At 67.8% G+C, this 15405-nt stretch carries 16 protein-coding genes; 5 read left to right on the forward strand and 11 right to left on the reverse strand.

What is annotated here, in order from left to right; genetic code table 11:
- From D6689_14095 to D6689_14120, 6 genes are all read right to left on the reverse strand, one after another.
- On the reverse strand, positions 1-833 hold an 833-nt coding region (locus D6689_14095; protein RMH40317.1), incomplete at its 3' end, for a GTP-binding protein.
- Complete coding sequence (locus tag D6689_14100; GenBank protein ID RMH40318.1) at positions 830-1252, reverse strand: KH domain-containing protein; 423 nt, start codon at positions 1250-1252, stop codon at positions 830-832. The genes D6689_14095 and D6689_14100, both read right to left, overlap by 4 nt.
- A gap of 101 nt (positions 1253-1353) precedes the next feature.
- Positions 1354-3180 (reverse strand): membrane protein insertase YidC, encoded by a 1827-nt coding sequence (locus D6689_14105; GenBank protein RMH40319.1) that lies wholly within the window; start codon positions 3178-3180, stop codon positions 1354-1356.
- The gene (gene yidD, locus D6689_14110) at positions 3180-3434 is read right to left on the reverse strand and encodes a membrane protein insertion efficiency factor YidD (GenBank protein RMH40320.1); all 255 of its coding nucleotides are present in this window, start codon (positions 3432-3434) and stop codon (positions 3180-3182) included. The genes D6689_14105 and yidD overlap by 1 nt, the downstream gene beginning before the upstream one ends.
- Positions 3431-3787, reverse strand: coding sequence for a ribonuclease P protein component (gene rnpA / locus D6689_14115; protein ID RMH40321.1), 357 nt, complete (start codon positions 3785-3787; stop codon positions 3431-3433). Before rnpA ends, yidD begins: the two co-directional genes overlap by 4 nt.
- A 28-nt stretch (positions 3788-3815) precedes the next feature.
- A complete protein-coding gene (locus D6689_14120) occupies positions 3816-3965 on the reverse strand; it encodes a 50S ribosomal protein L34 (GenBank protein RMH40322.1) in 150 nt (49 codons plus the stop codon).
- Between the two features lie 637 nt (positions 3966-4602).
- Between D6689_14120 and dnaA the strand changes: the two genes are divergently transcribed.
- The 5 genes from dnaA to fabH all read left to right on the forward strand — a co-directional run bounded on the left by dnaA (position 4603) and on the right by fabH (position 12456).
- Positions 4603-6177, forward strand: coding sequence for a chromosomal replication initiator protein DnaA (gene dnaA / locus D6689_14125; protein RMH40323.1), 1575 nt, complete (start codon positions 4603-4605; stop codon positions 6175-6177).
- A gap of 368 nt (positions 6178-6545) precedes the next feature.
- Positions 6546-7646: a DNA polymerase III subunit beta gene (gene dnaN, locus D6689_14130; protein ID RMH40324.1), complete on the forward strand. Its 1101-nt coding sequence runs from the start codon at positions 6546-6548 to the stop codon at positions 7644-7646.
- Positions 7643-8773 (forward strand): DNA replication/repair protein RecF, encoded by a 1131-nt coding sequence (recF, locus tag D6689_14135; protein RMH40325.1) that lies wholly within the window; start codon positions 7643-7645, stop codon positions 8771-8773. Before dnaN ends, recF begins: the two co-directional genes overlap by 4 nt.
- A 204-nt stretch (positions 8774-8977) precedes the next feature.
- Entirely contained in the window at positions 8978-11416 is a 2439-nt protein-coding gene (gene gyrB, locus D6689_14140; GenBank protein ID RMH40326.1) for a DNA topoisomerase (ATP-hydrolyzing) subunit B, read from the forward strand.
- A gap of 29 nt (positions 11417-11445) precedes the next feature.
- Complete coding sequence (fabH, locus tag D6689_14145) at positions 11446-12456, forward strand: beta-ketoacyl-ACP synthase III (GenBank protein RMH40327.1); 1011 nt, start codon at positions 11446-11448, stop codon at positions 12454-12456.
- Between the two features lie 182 nt (positions 12457-12638).
- Here the strand turns inward: fabH and D6689_14150 are convergent, their stop codons facing one another.
- The 5 genes from D6689_14150 to D6689_14170 form a co-directional block, all read right to left on the reverse strand.
- Positions 12639-13052: a hypothetical protein gene (locus D6689_14150; protein ID RMH40328.1), complete on the reverse strand. Its 414-nt coding sequence runs from the start codon at positions 13050-13052 to the stop codon at positions 12639-12641.
- A gap of 51 nt (positions 13053-13103) precedes the next feature.
- Positions 13104-13727, reverse strand: coding sequence for a hypothetical protein (locus tag D6689_14155; GenBank protein RMH40329.1), 624 nt, complete (start codon positions 13725-13727; stop codon positions 13104-13106).
- Positions 13728-13769: 42 nt separating this feature from the next.
- Positions 13770-14405 (reverse strand): hypothetical protein, encoded by a 636-nt coding sequence (locus D6689_14160; protein ID RMH40330.1) that lies wholly within the window; start codon positions 14403-14405, stop codon positions 13770-13772.
- A 169-nt stretch (positions 14406-14574) separates the two neighbouring features.
- Positions 14575-15075 carry a CarD family transcriptional regulator gene (locus D6689_14165; GenBank protein ID RMH40332.1) on the reverse strand — a complete coding sequence of 167 codons (501 nt, stop codon included), beginning with the start codon at positions 15073-15075 and terminating at the stop codon, positions 14575-14577.
- 97 nt (positions 15076-15172) lie between these two features.
- Positions 15173-15405: hypothetical protein (locus tag D6689_14170; protein ID RMH40331.1), on the reverse strand; the 233-nt coding region annotated here is incomplete at its 5' end.

The following is a 15405-nucleotide window of genomic DNA, read 5'->3' on the forward strand; positions in this document are numbered from 1 at the left end:
CGCTCGCCCGCCGTGTCCACCAACGTGACGCGCACGCCGTCCCACACCACCTGCTCCTCGACGCAATCTCGCGTCGTCCCCGGCTCCGCCGTCACGATCGCCCGTTCCCGCCCGACGAGGGCGTTGAGCAGACTCGATTTGCCCGCGTTGACCGGCCCTACGATCGCGACGGTCACGCCTTCGAACAGGGCGCGACCGGTCCCGTAGCTGTCCGCCAACGCCTGCACGCGCCGGCCGAGTTCGGCCGCACGTGCCCCGAGTTCCGCCGCGCCCGAAAGTTCCAACCCCTCATCGGGGAAGTCGATGTCCGCTTCCACCTCCGCCAACAGATCGAGCGCCTCGCGCCGCAGCGCCACGACCACCCGTCCCACGGCCCCCTCGAGCTGCGCCTGTGCCGCCCGCAGCGCGCGCTCGCTCGTCGCGGCGATCACGTCGGCCACCGCCTCCGCGCGCGTCAAGTCCATCCGCCCGTTTTCGAACGCGCGACGCGTGAACTCTCCCGGCTCCGCGGCGCGCGCCCCCGCCGCGAGCACTGCGCGAAACAGCCGCGCCATGTTCGCCGCACCGCCGTGTCCGTGCACCTCCGCGACATCCTCCCCCGTGTACGACCGCGGCGCACGCATCGCCACGACGAGCACCTCGTCGAGCCGCTCCCCCGACCGAGGATCCCGCGCAACGCCGTACACGACCCGCCGGTCGGGCAACCCCTCCGGCGCCCGGCCGACCAAGCCGGCCGCAATCGCAACCGCGCGCGGCCCGCTCACGCGAATGACCCCGACCGCGCCCGAGCCCGCCGGAGTCGCCACCGCGGCGATCGTGTCGGCGTCGATCACTCCTGCGCGACCGGAACAATCCACATGTGCCGCTCGTCGCCCTCGCCCTCGCTCCGCGTCGTCACCCCGGCCACATCGGCGAGCGCCATGTGCATGATCCGTCGGTCGTGCGCCGACATCGGCTCGACCGCGACCGGCCGGCCCCTCGCCAGCGCCTGTTCCGCCAGCTTTGCCGCCAACTCGCGCAGCCGCGCGGCGTGGCGATCCCGGTAGCCCCCCGCGTCGACCACGATCGGCCGTTGCGGCGCGCCGGCCTGCCCGAGCGTGCGACCGCGGAACACGATCTTGCCCACGAGGTGCTGGAGCGCGTCGAGCGTCTGCCCCTTGCGGCCTACGAGCCGATCCGGCTCATCGCACACGATCTCGAGCCGCACGCGGTCCGCCTCCTCGTGAACGCGGATGTCCGCTGCAATCCCCATCCGCTCGACGATATCGCCGAGCACTTGTCTCGCTTTCTCGTAATCCGACACGAAGTTTCCTCGTCGCGAACTGTCGTCTACCGGTGCGCGCGCGACCGCCGCTACCGCCGCCCGCGCCGCTTGCCCCGCTGCTTCCGCGGTCCCGTCTCCCGCGTGGCCGGCCTTGCCGCGGAACTCGCCGCCCCCTGACCCGGGTCCGGCGCACCGCTGCCCGCCGGACCGCCGGCGCCGCCCGGGTCCGTGCGATTGAGGTACACCTGATGCGCGGTGCGCAGCACCGTGTTCGTGAGGATGTACAGCGTGAGCCCCGACGGGAAGTACAGCGAGAAGAATCCGAACATCAACGGCATCCCGTACATCATCAACTTCTGCTGGCCCGATTCCACCGGTGTCGGTTGCAGCTTGGTCTGCAGAAACATCATCCCGAGCAGCAAGATCGGCATGACGTAGTACGGGTCCGGCGCCGTCAAGTCGTCGAGCCACCCCGGGATGAACGGCGCCTGATACAGCTCGGCCGCCACCCGCAAGCTCCGGTACAGCGCGAACCAGATCGGCATCTGCAGCACCATCGGCAGGCACCCGGCGAGGGGGTTGACCTTGTGCGCCTTGTACAGGTTCATCATCTCGACCTGCTGGCGCTGCTTGTCGTCCTTGTACTTCTCGCGGATCTTTTCCATCTGCGGCCGCAGGCGCGACATCGCCTTCATCGACCGCATGGATTTCGTCGTCCACGGCAGCGTCAACGCCTGGATCACGATCGTGAGCAAGATGATCGCGACTCCCCAGTTGCCGACGACGGCATGGAACTGCTTGAGCAGCCACAACATCGGCTTGCCGATGATCGCGAGCTTGCCGAGTTCGATCGCCCCCTCGAACGCGGTGTCATAGCCGACGAGCGAGGACACCTGCTGCAACCGGTCGATGAACTTCGGCCCGAAGTAGCCGGTGACCACCCGCGAGTACACCGGGTCGCCATCGCGGATGACGATCTCCGGGTACAGAAGCGTCATTTCCATCACGCCGTCGCGCTCGCGCACCGCCCGCGCGTTGCACGCGAGGCGCTCTTTCGTGTCGTTGCGCGGCGACAGCGCCGCCAAAAAGTACGGGTGCGCGAAGCCCGCCCAGCGGATCTCCCCCGTCTGCCCGCGATCGCTCTTGGTCAACTCCGCCAGCGTGGCGTGGCGCACCGAGCCGTTGGCGTAACAGGCCGCCTCCCACATCCGCGGAAGCTGGCCGCCGAAGGACCGCTTTTTGCCCGAGGACGGCTCCTGGAACTGAAACGTCGAGATCGCCAGCGACTCGCGCGCATCCCCGGGCGCCAGCTTCTCGACGTCGACGGTCATCTCGACCAGGTAGTCCTCGGGGATGAAGCGGTACCGCTTGGTCACGCGCAGCGCCGGCGAGCGATACTCGAATGCGATGGCCGCCGGCGCGTCTCCGGCCGGCCGAAGCACGCCGTCGTCTCCGGCCGCCCACTGCCCGTCGACCACCGGCGTCCACTCGGCCGCTGCGGGAATTCCGTAGGTCGAATCGACGAACCACACGTCGAACGGTCGCCACCTCGGATCGTCTCCCGCGCGCACCAGCTCGAGCGGAGGATGCCCGTCGACCGACCGGTCGGCGAATTTCGGCTCCGTCAGCTTCCACGAGGCGAGCGCTCCGCCGTACGTGCTGAACTGCACCGTGAACTTGTCGAACGCCAGCTCGTAGCGCCGCTCCGGCCCGCGCGGGCCCGCCGCCTCCTCGCCGGGCTCCTCACCGCGGCCCGCGCCGTCGCCCTCCGCCCCGGACTGCGCCTCCTCCACCGCGGGCTCCGCGGCCGCATCCGGCTTGGGCTTGCGCTGCGGAGGAAACAGCCATTGCCACACCAGCATCAGCCCGAACGCGATCGCGACGGCGAGCAGCAGGCGTCTGCCTTGGTCTTCCATTACGCTTTCCTATCGCCGCGCCCGCCGGCGAGCGCTCTCGGCGGGTCCACCGGATCGAAACCGCTGCCCCCGAACGGGTGACACCGGGCGAGCCGCCACAGCGCCTTGCCCAGGCCGACGATCAGTCCCCGCCGTTCGATGGCCTCGATGGCGTACTGCGAGCACGTCGGCGCGAACCGACACGTCGGCATCGGTTTCAGCGGCGACACGAGGCGCTGGTAGACGCGCAGCAACGCGATGGCGACCCGCTTCACGCGCGCCTCCCGATGTCGGCCAGGTCCGCCGCGATCGCCGCGAACCCCGGCGCCCTCGCCGCGGACGCTTTCGCCACGATCACCACGTCCGTGTCGCGGGGCAGCCACACACCGTCGGCGGCTTGCCGCACGGCTTCCCGTACCCAACGCTTGACGCGGTTTCGTGTCACGGCGTTTCCGACTCGCTTGCTCACCGTGATGCCGATGCGCCCGTGCGCTCCCTGCGCGGGCGCGACCAACGCCACGAAGTACCGCCCGGCGACCCGCCGCCCGCGCTGTTGGACGGCGACGAATTCGCGCCGCGTCCGCAACCGGACCGCGCGCGGCCACGACCGTCCTTGTCGGCTGAACACGGCACCGTGCGGGACGCCGGCTACGGCGCTACTTCTTCGCGATCGTCACCGACAAGCGCTTGCGGCCCTTGGCGCGGCGCCGCTTGAGCACGGCCCGTCCCGCGCGGGTTTTCATGCGCTTGCGAAACCCGTGGGTCCGCTTCCGACTCTTGTTATGAGGCTGATAGGTACGCTTCACGGTTCACCTCTCCGCGCTGGGAACGCGTATGGATACTTGCCGCGGCCCCCGCTGTCAAGACGCGCGAACCGCACGTCGCCGCACCGTCCCCCGCGCCGATCCGCCCCGTGTACGCCTCCCTTTCAGCACTCGTACGTCGGCGTCGAACCCGCGCGCGCTCGGCCGCGCTCGTTGCGCGGGTCCCCCACCCGAGCCGCCGCGCACGTCCCCCGTGCTTGCGGTCCGTCCCTCCCCGACACCGACGGGTACGCCCTCCGTATTTGCCGGCGCGATCCGCTAACGCGCGCCGCCAGCCAACTCCCGCACCCGGGCGCGCGCAAACCCGCTTCCCGTGTCCGTTTCCCGCCCGACGCGCCCCATCGAAGCCATTTTGCTCAATAATATACGTAAGTTAGATTGTTCTATCCACAACGGGCACATCCCTGACGTGCGCCCCCCAGCGCCCCTGTGGATAACGGGAGTGAAGTGAGATCGAACAGTTGGAAACAAGTGAGGTTTTGCCGCTTGCCGATCCCGCTCGGGCTTTGCTAGACGTGAGGACCTCGCAGGGGAACGAGAAACATCGACCACCCGTTGCTCCCTCGCCAGCGCGCGGCCCGCGACCGCGCGCAGCGGCGCGGGGTCTACCGAGGGGTCGATGTCCTCGATCTGCCGGCGTGTGTCCACAGATCGGTGCCGACCGCCGGTCCAAACGCAAACAATTGCCTGTTATTACAAAGCGTTACAACCGTCCACACCTGTGACCACCCTTGTGAATAACTCCTCAGTTTCGCCCGCTGCGGCCCAGGCTCGGACCGTGTGGCAATCCGCCTTGGCGCACCTCACCGACAAGATCGCACCGCAGAATTTCGACCTCTGGCTGCGGCCGATCGAGTGCCTCGAGGTCGACGGCGCGAACCTCGTCCTCCGCGCGCCGAATCAGTACGTCCGCATGTGGTTCGAGCAAAACTACCTGCCGGCCGTCCTCGACGCGCTGCGCGCCGAGACGGGACAAGACTTCGCCGTCACCTTCGCACCGGACGCCGAGGACCCGCCACGCCGCGAGCCGGCGCCCGCGGCGCCCACTCCGCCGGAGTCCGCCGGACGCCCCCGCAGTCGCGTTCCCGATCCCCCCGCCGCGGCCGCCGGCGAACCCCGCGCCGACAACACCGCCGCCCCCGACCCCCACGATCTGGATGCCGCGCCCCCGCGCGCCGCGCTCAACCCGCGCTACACCTTCGACACGTTCGTCGCGGGTCCGTCCAACCAACTCGCCTACGCCGCATCGCAGGCGGCCGCGTCGACCTACCCGCCCAAATACAACCCCGTGTTCATCTGCGGGGGTGCCGGCCTCGGCAAGACGCACCTGCTGCACGCCATCGGCATCGAGATCCAGCGACGCCGGCCCACCGCACGGATCGCGTACCTGTCCGCCGAGCGCTTCATGAACGAATACATCCACGCGATCCGGTCCAACGACATGCACTCGTTCCGCCGCCGCTATCGCGAGGGGTGCGACGTCCTCCTCGTCGATGACGTCCAGTTCCTGTCCGGCAAGGACGGCACGCAGGACGAGTTTTTCCACACGTTCAACGCCCTGCACGAACGCCATCACCAGATCGTCGTCACGGCCGACCGCAAACCGCACGAGATTTCCGATCTGGCCGAGCGTCTCCGCACCCGATTCGCCTGGGGCCTGATGGCGGACATCGAGCCCCCCGAACTCGAGGTGCGCGTCGCCATCTTGCGCAAGAAGGCGCACGCCGAGCAGATCCACCTGCCCGACGACGTCGCCCTCTTTATCGCCACCGCGATCAAGTCCAACGTGCGGGAACTCGAAGGCGCGCTCATCCGACTGGCCGCCTACGCCTCCCTCTCCAACCGCACGATCGACCTCGACTTCGCGCGGGAAACCCTCGAAGGCTCCCTCAGCCGGGCCCCGGAACACATCACCGTCGACGCCGTCCTCAAGGCGGTGGCCAGCTACTACGGCGTCAAAATTTCGGATCTCAAGAGCCCGCGCCGACACAAATCCATCGCCGGGCCGCGCGCCGTCGCCATGTACCTGGCGCGCCAACACACGAAGGACAGCTATCCCGATCTCGGCCGCGCATTCGGCGGCAAACACCACACCACGGTCATCTCCGCCGTCGACAAGATCGCGCGCCGCCTCCCGACCGACCCGGCGCTGCGCGGCGAACTGCACGCGATCGAAGCGATCCTGCTCCGGTGAGCCCCCGCCGTCACAGCGCCGTGGTACATCCCGAGCGGGCCGTCGCGCCCGCTCGTTTCCCGTGCGCTCACCTTCGATCCGCCGACCCCCGTCGCCCGCACCGGTGCCCCAGCCGACATGTGGCCAACGCTGTGACCAACGCTGTGACCCCGATGTGCCCCGATCTGCGTCCGCCGTGGACAACCGAGCCGCCCGCTGACTCGTCCGCAGTGGACGCCCGCTCCCCCCACCTGCTGTCCTGTCCTCCCACACCCACCTACCTGCCTGCGTTCCCTCGCTGTTTCCCCGTCCATCCACATGTCCACAGGCCCTACTTCCCCTGCTGATCTTTCACTAATTCTACAACCGATCTGATAGGAGAGGTCGCCATGGAGTTTCGCATCCCCAAAGCCGAGTTCCTTCGCGGACTCCGTCTCGCGCAGAGCATCGCCGATCGCAAGAGCACCATGCCCATGATCGCAAACGTGCTGCTGCGCGTAGTCGGCAAGGACAAGCTCCTGGTCGCGGCGACCGATCTCAACGTCTCGGTCTCGGCGGAACTGTCCAGCCGCACGACCGGCGATGGCGCGTTGGCCGTCGGTGCCAAGGCGCTCCACGACATCGTCGCGAACTTGCCCGACGAAGACGTCATCGTGCGTCGCTCCGATAACAACTGGGCCGAAATCCGCGCCGGCAAGGTCGAGTACCGCCTTGTCGGCATGCCCGATCGCGATTTTCCGAAACTCCCCGACCACCGCGAAGTCGAGTTCGGCGAGATCGACGCCGCCGCATTCCGCGACATGATCGACAAGACCCTGTTCTCGGTGTCGAACGACGAGACGCGGTTCCATCTGCACGGCGTCTACTTCGAGTGCACCGACGAGCGCGCTCTCATGGTATCGACCGACGGTCACAGGCTGTCGAAGATCGTACGCACGCTCGCCGGCGCCCCGACGCTGTCCGCGGGCGTGATCATCCCGAAGAAGGGCCTCGTCGAAATCAAGCGGACGCTCGATGGCGCGGGTCCCACCTGCGAACTGTCTGTCAAGCCGCCCTACGTGTTCGTCCGCGCCGGAGACATCACCCTCGCGGTCAAACTCATCGACGCCGACTTTCCGCCGTACGAGGCGGTCATCCCCAAGGACAATCCGCGCAAGCTCATCGTCGATCGACAGCGCCTCGCGGCGGCCCTCAAGCGCGCCCAGCTGATGTCGTCCGACACGCGCGGCGTCAAGCTCGCGCTGCGCGACGGCACCGTCCAGGTCTCCGGCGACAACCCGGACATCGGCGAGGTTCACGAGGAGTTCGAGGCGGACTACGCCGGCGACGAGGTCAACATCGGCTTCAACCCCAAGTACGTCATCGAACTCCTCGCGCAAATCCCGTCAGACCGCGTGTCGATCGAACTCAACGGGGAACTCGACCCGGCGCTCATCCGCCCGGTCGACGGCGACGACTACCTCGGCGTGGTCATGCCGATGCGGATTTGATCGTCCAAGGCATCAAGCTCACGGCCGTCCGCAACCTCGCGCCCGTCCAGTTCGAGCCCGGCCCGCACTTCAACGTGCTGGCGGGCGACAACGGTCAAGGCAAGACGAACCTCCTCGAGGCGATTTACGTCGCGGGCACGTTGCGGTCGTTTCGCACGCAACGGCTCGCAGACGTCATCGCCTTCGGCCGCACCGAAGCGTTCATCGGGGCGCGGGTGCGCCGCGGTGGTCTCGACCGAAAGTACGAGGTGACCGTGCGCGAGCGGTCGCGCGTCGCTCGCCTCGATGGCAAGGCGGTGCGGCCGATCGCCAAGTATTTCGGCGATTTCAACGTCGTGCTGTTCTGCCCGGAGGACCTGCGGGTGCCGCGCGGCAGCCCGGCGGACCGCCGGCGTTTTCTCGATCGCGCTGTGTTCAATTGGCGCGCGGGTCACCTGGCTGACGTGCAGGCTTACGACAAGGTCGTGCGCACACGCAACGCAGTCCTCAAGGAGCTGCAGGCCGGCGGCCGCGCGACCGCCGATCTGCTCGACGTCTACGACGAACAACTCGCCGAGGTGGGCGCGCGGGTCGTCGTGTCGCGCCGCGCCTTCCTCGCCGCCATCGCCGACCGCTTTCGCTCCGGTTACGAGGCGATCACGCGCTCGAGCCGGCGGGCCGACGTCGCATACGCCCCCGGCGCCGAGCTCCCCGACTCGGGCGACGGCGGGGCGTCCGACCTCGACGCGGTTCGCAGCGGTCTGCTCGAACACCTTCGAGCGGCCCGGCGGCGCGACATCGCACGCGGCGCGTCCAGCGTCGGACCCCACCGGGATGACCTTGCGCTGTCTCTCGACGGACACCCGGCCAGCGCGTTCGCATCCCAGGGCCAGCTGCGCGCGATGGTCCTCGCCTGGAAGACCGCCGAGATGGACCTCCTCGCCGCCGCGCACGGGGACCCGCCGGTGCTGCTGCTCGACGACGTGTCGTCCGAGCTCGATCCCCAGCGGAACATGTATCTATTCGATTTTCTACGGGAACGAGACAATCAGTGCTTCATCACGACCACGCACCCGCGCCACGTGCTGGTCGACCGCGATCGCGTCGATTTCACCGTCCGTAACGGCATGATTTCAAAGGAGATTTAACGGTAAAAACCGCTTGGGAGCGCCCCGCGGATGTGCTACGAGTGGAGTGCGCGCACCCGGTGGTTGTCGGGTTGCCGCGGCGCTCTGAACCGGACCGCCCACCCGTCGTGCACTCCGCCCGCACCCGCGGGCGGCGCCAACGTGGCCGGAGTTCGCCCGTCAGATCGGCCGGTGCGCGACACTTGCAGAGGTAGACCACCGCGCATGTCCGACGTCACAGCAAAACCGACCCCAGCAGGCGACGACTATACCGCCGACAGCATCACCGTCCTCAAAGGGCTCGAGGCGGTGCAAAAGCGCCCCGGGATGTACATCGGCGACACCGACGACGGCACCGGGCTCCACCACATGGTGCACGAGGTCGTCGACAACGCGGTCGACGAGGCCCTCGCCGGGTACTGCGATCGCGTCGCGGTCACCATCCACATCGACAACTCCGTCACCGTGGAAGACAACGGCCGGGGCATCCCGGTCGATATTCACCCCGAGGAAGGCCGACCGACGCCCGAGGTCATCATGACCGTGCTCCACGCGGGCGGAAAGTTCGACCACAACACCTACAAGGTGTCCGGCGGCCTGCACGGGGTCGGTGTGTCCGTCGTCAACGCGCTGAGCGACTGGCTCAAGCTCGAGATTCGCCGCGACGGCAAGGTGTATTTCCAGGAGTACCGCAAGGGGGAGCCGGTCACCGAGTTCAAGGCGATCGGCGTCACCGACCGCCGCGGTACGAAAGTCACGTTCCACCCCGACCCGGCCATCTTCAAGGTCACGGAGTTTTCGTTCGAGGCGCTGTCCCAACGGCTGCGCGAGCTGTCATACCTCAACAAGGGCCTCACGATCCTCATTCGCGACGAGCGCAGCGACCGCGAGCACGAGTTCTGTTACAGCGGCGGCATCGCCTCGTTCGTCGCCGACCTCAACGAGAACAAGACCGTCGTCCACGACGATGTGATCGCGTTCTCCGGCGAGAAGGACGGCATCGCGGTCGAGGTCGCGATGCAGTGGAACGACAGCTACGCCGAGCAGATCTACTGCTTTACGAACAACATCAAGAACAAGGACGGCGGCACGCACCTCACGGGGTTCCGCACCGCTCTCACGCGGACCATCAACGCGTACGGCGCCGAAGCGAAGCTGCTCAAGGATCTCAAGCGGCCGCTGTCCGGAGACGATTTGCGCGAGGGCCTGTGCGCCGTCGTGTCCGTCAAGGTCCCCGACCCGAAGTTTTCCAACCAGCCGAAGGACAAGCTCGTGTCCTCGGAGGTTGCCGGCGTCGTCGCCACCGTCGTCAACGAGAACCTGCAGCGCTACCTCGAGCGCAACCCGCGAGCGGCCAAGCAGATCATCCAGAAGGCGGTCGTGGCGGCGCGCGCGCGAGATGCCGCGCGCAAGGCGCGCGAGATGGTGCAACGCAAGGGAGCGCTCGAACTGTCGAACCTGCCAGGAAAGCTTGCCGACTGCCAGGAGCGCGACCCCGCCCTGTGCGAGCTGTACATCGTCGAGGGCGAGTCGGCCGGCGGCTCAGCCAAACAGGGCCGCGACCGCCGCACCCAGGCGATCCTGCCGCTCCGCGGCAAGATTTTGAACGTCGAGCGGGCGCGGTTCGACAAGATGCTGGCGTCCCAGGAGATCGCCACGCTGATCACGGCCCTCGGCTGCGGCGTGGGCGACGACAAGGACATCGACAAGCTGCGCTATCACCGAATTATCATCATGACCGACGCCGACGTCGACGGCGCGCACATTCGTACGCTGTTGCTCACGTTCTTCTTCCGCCAGTTCCCCGAACTGATCGAGCGCGGCCACCTGTTCATCGCCCAACCGCCCCTGTACAAGGTCAAGAAGGGCAAGGCCGAACTGTATCTCAAGAACGAGCAGGCGCTCGAACACTATCTCGTGCAAAACGCGACGGCGGAGACGTCGGTCGCGACGGCCGGCGGCCGGACGATCGCGGGCGACGAGTTGCTCGAGTTCGTGCGCCTCGCCACGCGACACCGCGAAGTTCGCGCCAAGCTCGACAAACACGGCGACGGCCGCGTGACGGCGGCGTTCGCCGAGGTCGGCGGGCTGACGCCCGAACTGCTGCGCGACCGCGATCAGTTGCTGGACATCGTCGAACACCGGGTCAAGCCGTATCTGGCCGAGCGATTTCCGGATCTGGCGCAGGCCCGGTTCGAACTGGTGGACGATCGGGAGCACGGTACGTACGAGATTTTGGTTCCACGCGGCGTCGGCGCGCTGCGGGACACCGTGATCGACTTCGACCTGCTGGCGACCGCCGAGTTTCAGGAGCTGCGATCCATCGCCCGGGCGCTCGCCGAGTTCGGCGACGCCCCGTACACCGTTCACTTCGCGGACGGTGCGGCCGTCGAGGCGGCGTCTCCCGAGGAAGTCGCCGAGGCGATCGAGGAACGCGGGCGCAAGGGTCTCGCCATTCAGCGTTACAAGGGCCTGGGCGAGATGAACGCCGAACAGTTGTGGGAGACCACGATGGATCCCGCTCGCCGGACGCTCCTGCGCGTTCGCGTCGACGACACGGTGGATGCCGACAAGATTTTCAACGTGCTCATGGGGGATGTCGTCGAGCCGCGCCGCGCTTTCATCGAGACCAACGCGCTCAACGTGCGCAACCTGGACGTGTAACTGCCGACCGATCGACAGAGGGGGGAGCCGTGACAGCCATTCGCAGCGCGATCAAGGGAATCGGAGGGTTCTTGCCTCCGCGCGTCGTCACCAACCGCGAACTCGAACAGTATATGGAGACGTCCCACGAGTGGATCGTCGAGCGCACTGGCATCGAGGAACGGCGGTGGGTCGACGAAGGGATGACCGGCGCACAGATGGGCGCCGCCGCGGCGCGCGAGGCGTGTGAGCGGGCCGGCGTCTCCCTGGACGACATCGACCTCATCGTCCACGCCACGCTGTCGCCGGACCACAACTTCCCGGGGACCGGCGTGTTCGTCGCGCGAGAACTCGGCCTGGCGGCCAAGGGGATCCCGGCGCTCGACATTCGCCAGCAATGCACCGGGTTTCTGTACGGGCTCGCGATCGCCGATGCGTTCATCCGCGCGGGGCAATACCGCACCGTGCTGGTCGTCGGCGCCGAGATCCACTCGACAGGGCTCGACATTTCGACGCGCGGCCGCGATGTGAGCGTCATCTTCGGGGACGGCGCGGGCGCTGCCGTCGTCGGCGTCGCAGACGACCCGGCGACCAGTTGCATCCTGTCGACGCACCTTCACGCCGACGGTACGGAGGCCGAGATTCTGTGGACCGACCGGCCGGGGAGCCGCTACCACCCGCGGATCACCAAAGAAGACATCGACGAGGGGCGCCACTACCCGAAGATGGAAGGCCGCCGCGTGTTCAAACACGCCGTCACGCGCATGCCGCAGGCGATCATGGAGGGGATGGTCGCCAACGGGTTGACGTTGGACGACATCGACATGGTGATTCCGCACCAGGCGAACCTGCGCATCAACGAGTACGTGGCCAAGCTCGCGTCGCTGCCGCCGGAAAAGATGCACAACAACATCCAAAAGGTCGGCAACACCACCGCTGCGTCGATCCCGCTTTGCATGAAGGACGCGATCGACGCCGGCAAGATCAACCGGGGTGACCTCGTCGTCCTCGTCGCGTTCGGCGCGGGCATGACCTGGGGCTCCGTGTTTCTGCGCTACTGATCGCGACGGCGAACGCCCTTGTGCGCGGCGGTCGCGGTGTCCCCGGCGGGGTTCTGCGGTAGCGCCAGGATCCGCTGCGCCCGCCCGCGCGCCGACACCGGAGAACCGGGGCCGAAGCGACGACCCGCACGGTCGCGGCCTCGGCCCCGGTTTTCCGGATGCATGGACCGGAGCGGATGCGCTCAGTTCACGGAACACGCGTCGCGAATCCGCTCCGCCCACGCGCGCCGTCGCGGCGACAGGTCCTCGGCGCGTTCGAGCGCCTTGTCGATGTGGCGACGGGCTCCCGCCCGGTCGCCGAGCACGAGCAGCAGCTCGGCAACGCTCAGGTTGGCCGGCGCGTGCGCCGGGTCCAACTGCAGGCAGCGGTCGAGCGCCACCGCAAAGCCGAGGCCATCGCCGCGCTGCCGGCAGAACGTGGCCAACGCGTTCCATGCCGGCGCGAAGTCCGGGTAGGCGGACAGGATGCCGCGCGCGATCGACACGGCGCGGTCGGGGTCGTAGACCGCCAGCCGGGCAGCGCGCCGCAGGCATACGAGCGCGATCGGCGGGATCGACGCATGGCTGGTCGGAGTGGACGTTTCGGTCGTGGGCATGGCGATGTCTCCTGGTTGCGAGGTCGAGTGGAGGTGCGTCGCGTGCGATCGTTACGCGCGCAGCGCCTGGCCTCCCGCCCGCGCGAGCTGGCTGGTGTTGACGTGGTTCGCGAGCAGCAGCAGCACGTTGCGCTGGTCGGCGTCGAGGTGCTCCGCGATCAGCTGCTTCAGGTTGGACTGCTGTAGAACCTGTTGGAGCAGGCTCGTATCCTCGAACAGGGATCCGAACCCGTCCGACTTGATCTTGTCGAACAGCTCCGCGGCGCTGTCGAGTGTGCCGTTCGCGATGGCGCCCGCGCCGAAGTCGAGGATGCCGCCGAACGTGTCCCAGCCGGCTTCCCGCGCCAGACCCGCGAAGCCGTGGAGCCCTTCGGCGTACCGGCCGTGATACAGGTCCGACACCGAATCGACGACCTTCGCGCCGGCTTCGAGCCAGTCACCCGCTTCCTCCCAGCCGACGCCGCGGGCGATGTCTTCGAGCCCGTCGAGCCCGGCCTGGACCGCCTCGTCCCACTGTCCGGTGATGACGGCGCCGGTGAACGCGGCCGCGTCGCCGAGGAAGTCGATACCGGTCTTGTCGTCGATCCAGTTGTTCAGTTTGTCGAGCACGTCCCCGCCGCCGAGGCTGGACACGGCGCTCGAGAACGCGTCGCCGATTGATCCCCAAAGTCCCATGGTTCCATCCTTTCCTGGCTGCCTGACCGCGTATCCCCGGCGCTACACGCGCAGGTTGTTGATGCCGGCCTTGAGCGTCTGGTGCATGGTCATCAGCAGGTTCGTGAGCATGGTGAACTCACGGTTTTCCTTCTGCGTCTGCATCTGGAGCAGCTGCATGAACTCCTTGCTCTGCAGCGCCAGCTTGGCCGACTCGTCGCCGTTTTGAAGCGCGTACAAGAAGGCGTCCGTTCCCTGCTCGAGGATCCGTTGCGTCCAGGTGTCGGCCGCCTTCTGGATGTCGTCCATCTGCGGCGCCGCGTCTTCGGCCTTGCCGGAGCCTTCGGCCTTGCCGGAGCCTTCGGCCTTGCCGGAGCCTTCGGCCTTGCCGGAGTTCTCGGCCTTGCGCGGGCGCTCGGACGTCTCCGCACGCGCCTTGCCGCGCTGCGACTGCACGATCTCCTGGTGGCGCGCCTGCAGATGCTTGCGGTGGTCGCGCACCTGCCGGTCGCGGGTTTCGACCCCGTGGTTCGTGTTGTCGTCGTCGATCCCGTCGTCGATGCCTGGGCCGGTGGCTCCGGGCGGGACGGCCGGTCCGGCGCCCGGGTTGACGCCGCCGTCGACGCCGCCGACGCCGCCCGGATCCATGCCGTTGACGCCGTGCGTTCCGAGAGGGGTGGTTCCTTCGGTCTTGATCATCTCAATCCTCCTGAGGGGTGCGTGAGTGGGTTGTCGTGAAACGGAACACCCGACGTATCGGCGGCCGTCGCGCGGGGTTGCGCCGCAGCGCCCAAAAAAAACCGAACCGGGCACAAAAAAAGCCGGGGCCCGAGGGCCCCGGCGCGCACCGACAGGAGGAAGCGTCCGCCTACGCGGCGGCCGCGGTGAAGATGCTCTCGATCTCTCGCTCGACCTCGACTTCGGATACCTGCTGCGCGAGCGCCAGCTCCCGCACGAGCAGTCCTTGCGCGGTTTCGAGCATGCGGCGCTCGCCGAACGACAGGTCCTTGTGACCGCCTAGCCGGCGCAAATCGCGCACGACCTCGGCGATCTCGAAGCAGCTGCCGGTCTTGATCTTGTCCATGTACTCGCGGTACCGGCGGTTCCAGGTCTGCGTGTCGGGCAACACGTCGGGGTCGCGCAGGATCTCGTAGACCTCGGCAACCTCCGATTCGCTAATGATTTCACGCAATCCGACGGTCTCCGCGTTGGCGCACGGGACCATGATCTTCATGCCGGTGTCGAGGATCTTGAGGATGTAGACGTCGTGTTTCGTCCCGCCGATCTCCCGCTGCTCGATGTCGACCACTTCGGCCACACCATGCACCGGATAGACCGCCTTGTCTCCCACGGAAAACGGGCTTGTCATGTGGTTGGGTGCCTCCTCGCGCACGTCGCGCAGCTTGGATGATCGTAGCAGGCGAGCGGCTCGGAGTCAAATCCGCCGACTTCGTAGATTACTAGAATTACAGCGCTATTTCCGGAGTGCGGCGCGCCCGTGGCGAGGGACACAGCGCGGCCGAGTCGGGCGCGCACACCCGCGCGAGGCGGCGGCGGGCGAACACGCCGCGGCGGTCACCGCGCCATCGCGTGTCGGACGCGGCCGCAGTCGTGCGGCGCGCGGGGGCGTGCTCGAGCAGCGGCCGCATTCGCCGCGCCCGCTCGCCGCGGCGCCGCCGATGGCCGCGCGATCGCGCCC

Source organism: Deltaproteobacteria bacterium (assembly GCA_003696105.1).
In the GTDB taxonomy this organism is placed as follows: Bacteria; Myxococcota_A; Polyangia; order Haliangiales; family J016; genus J016.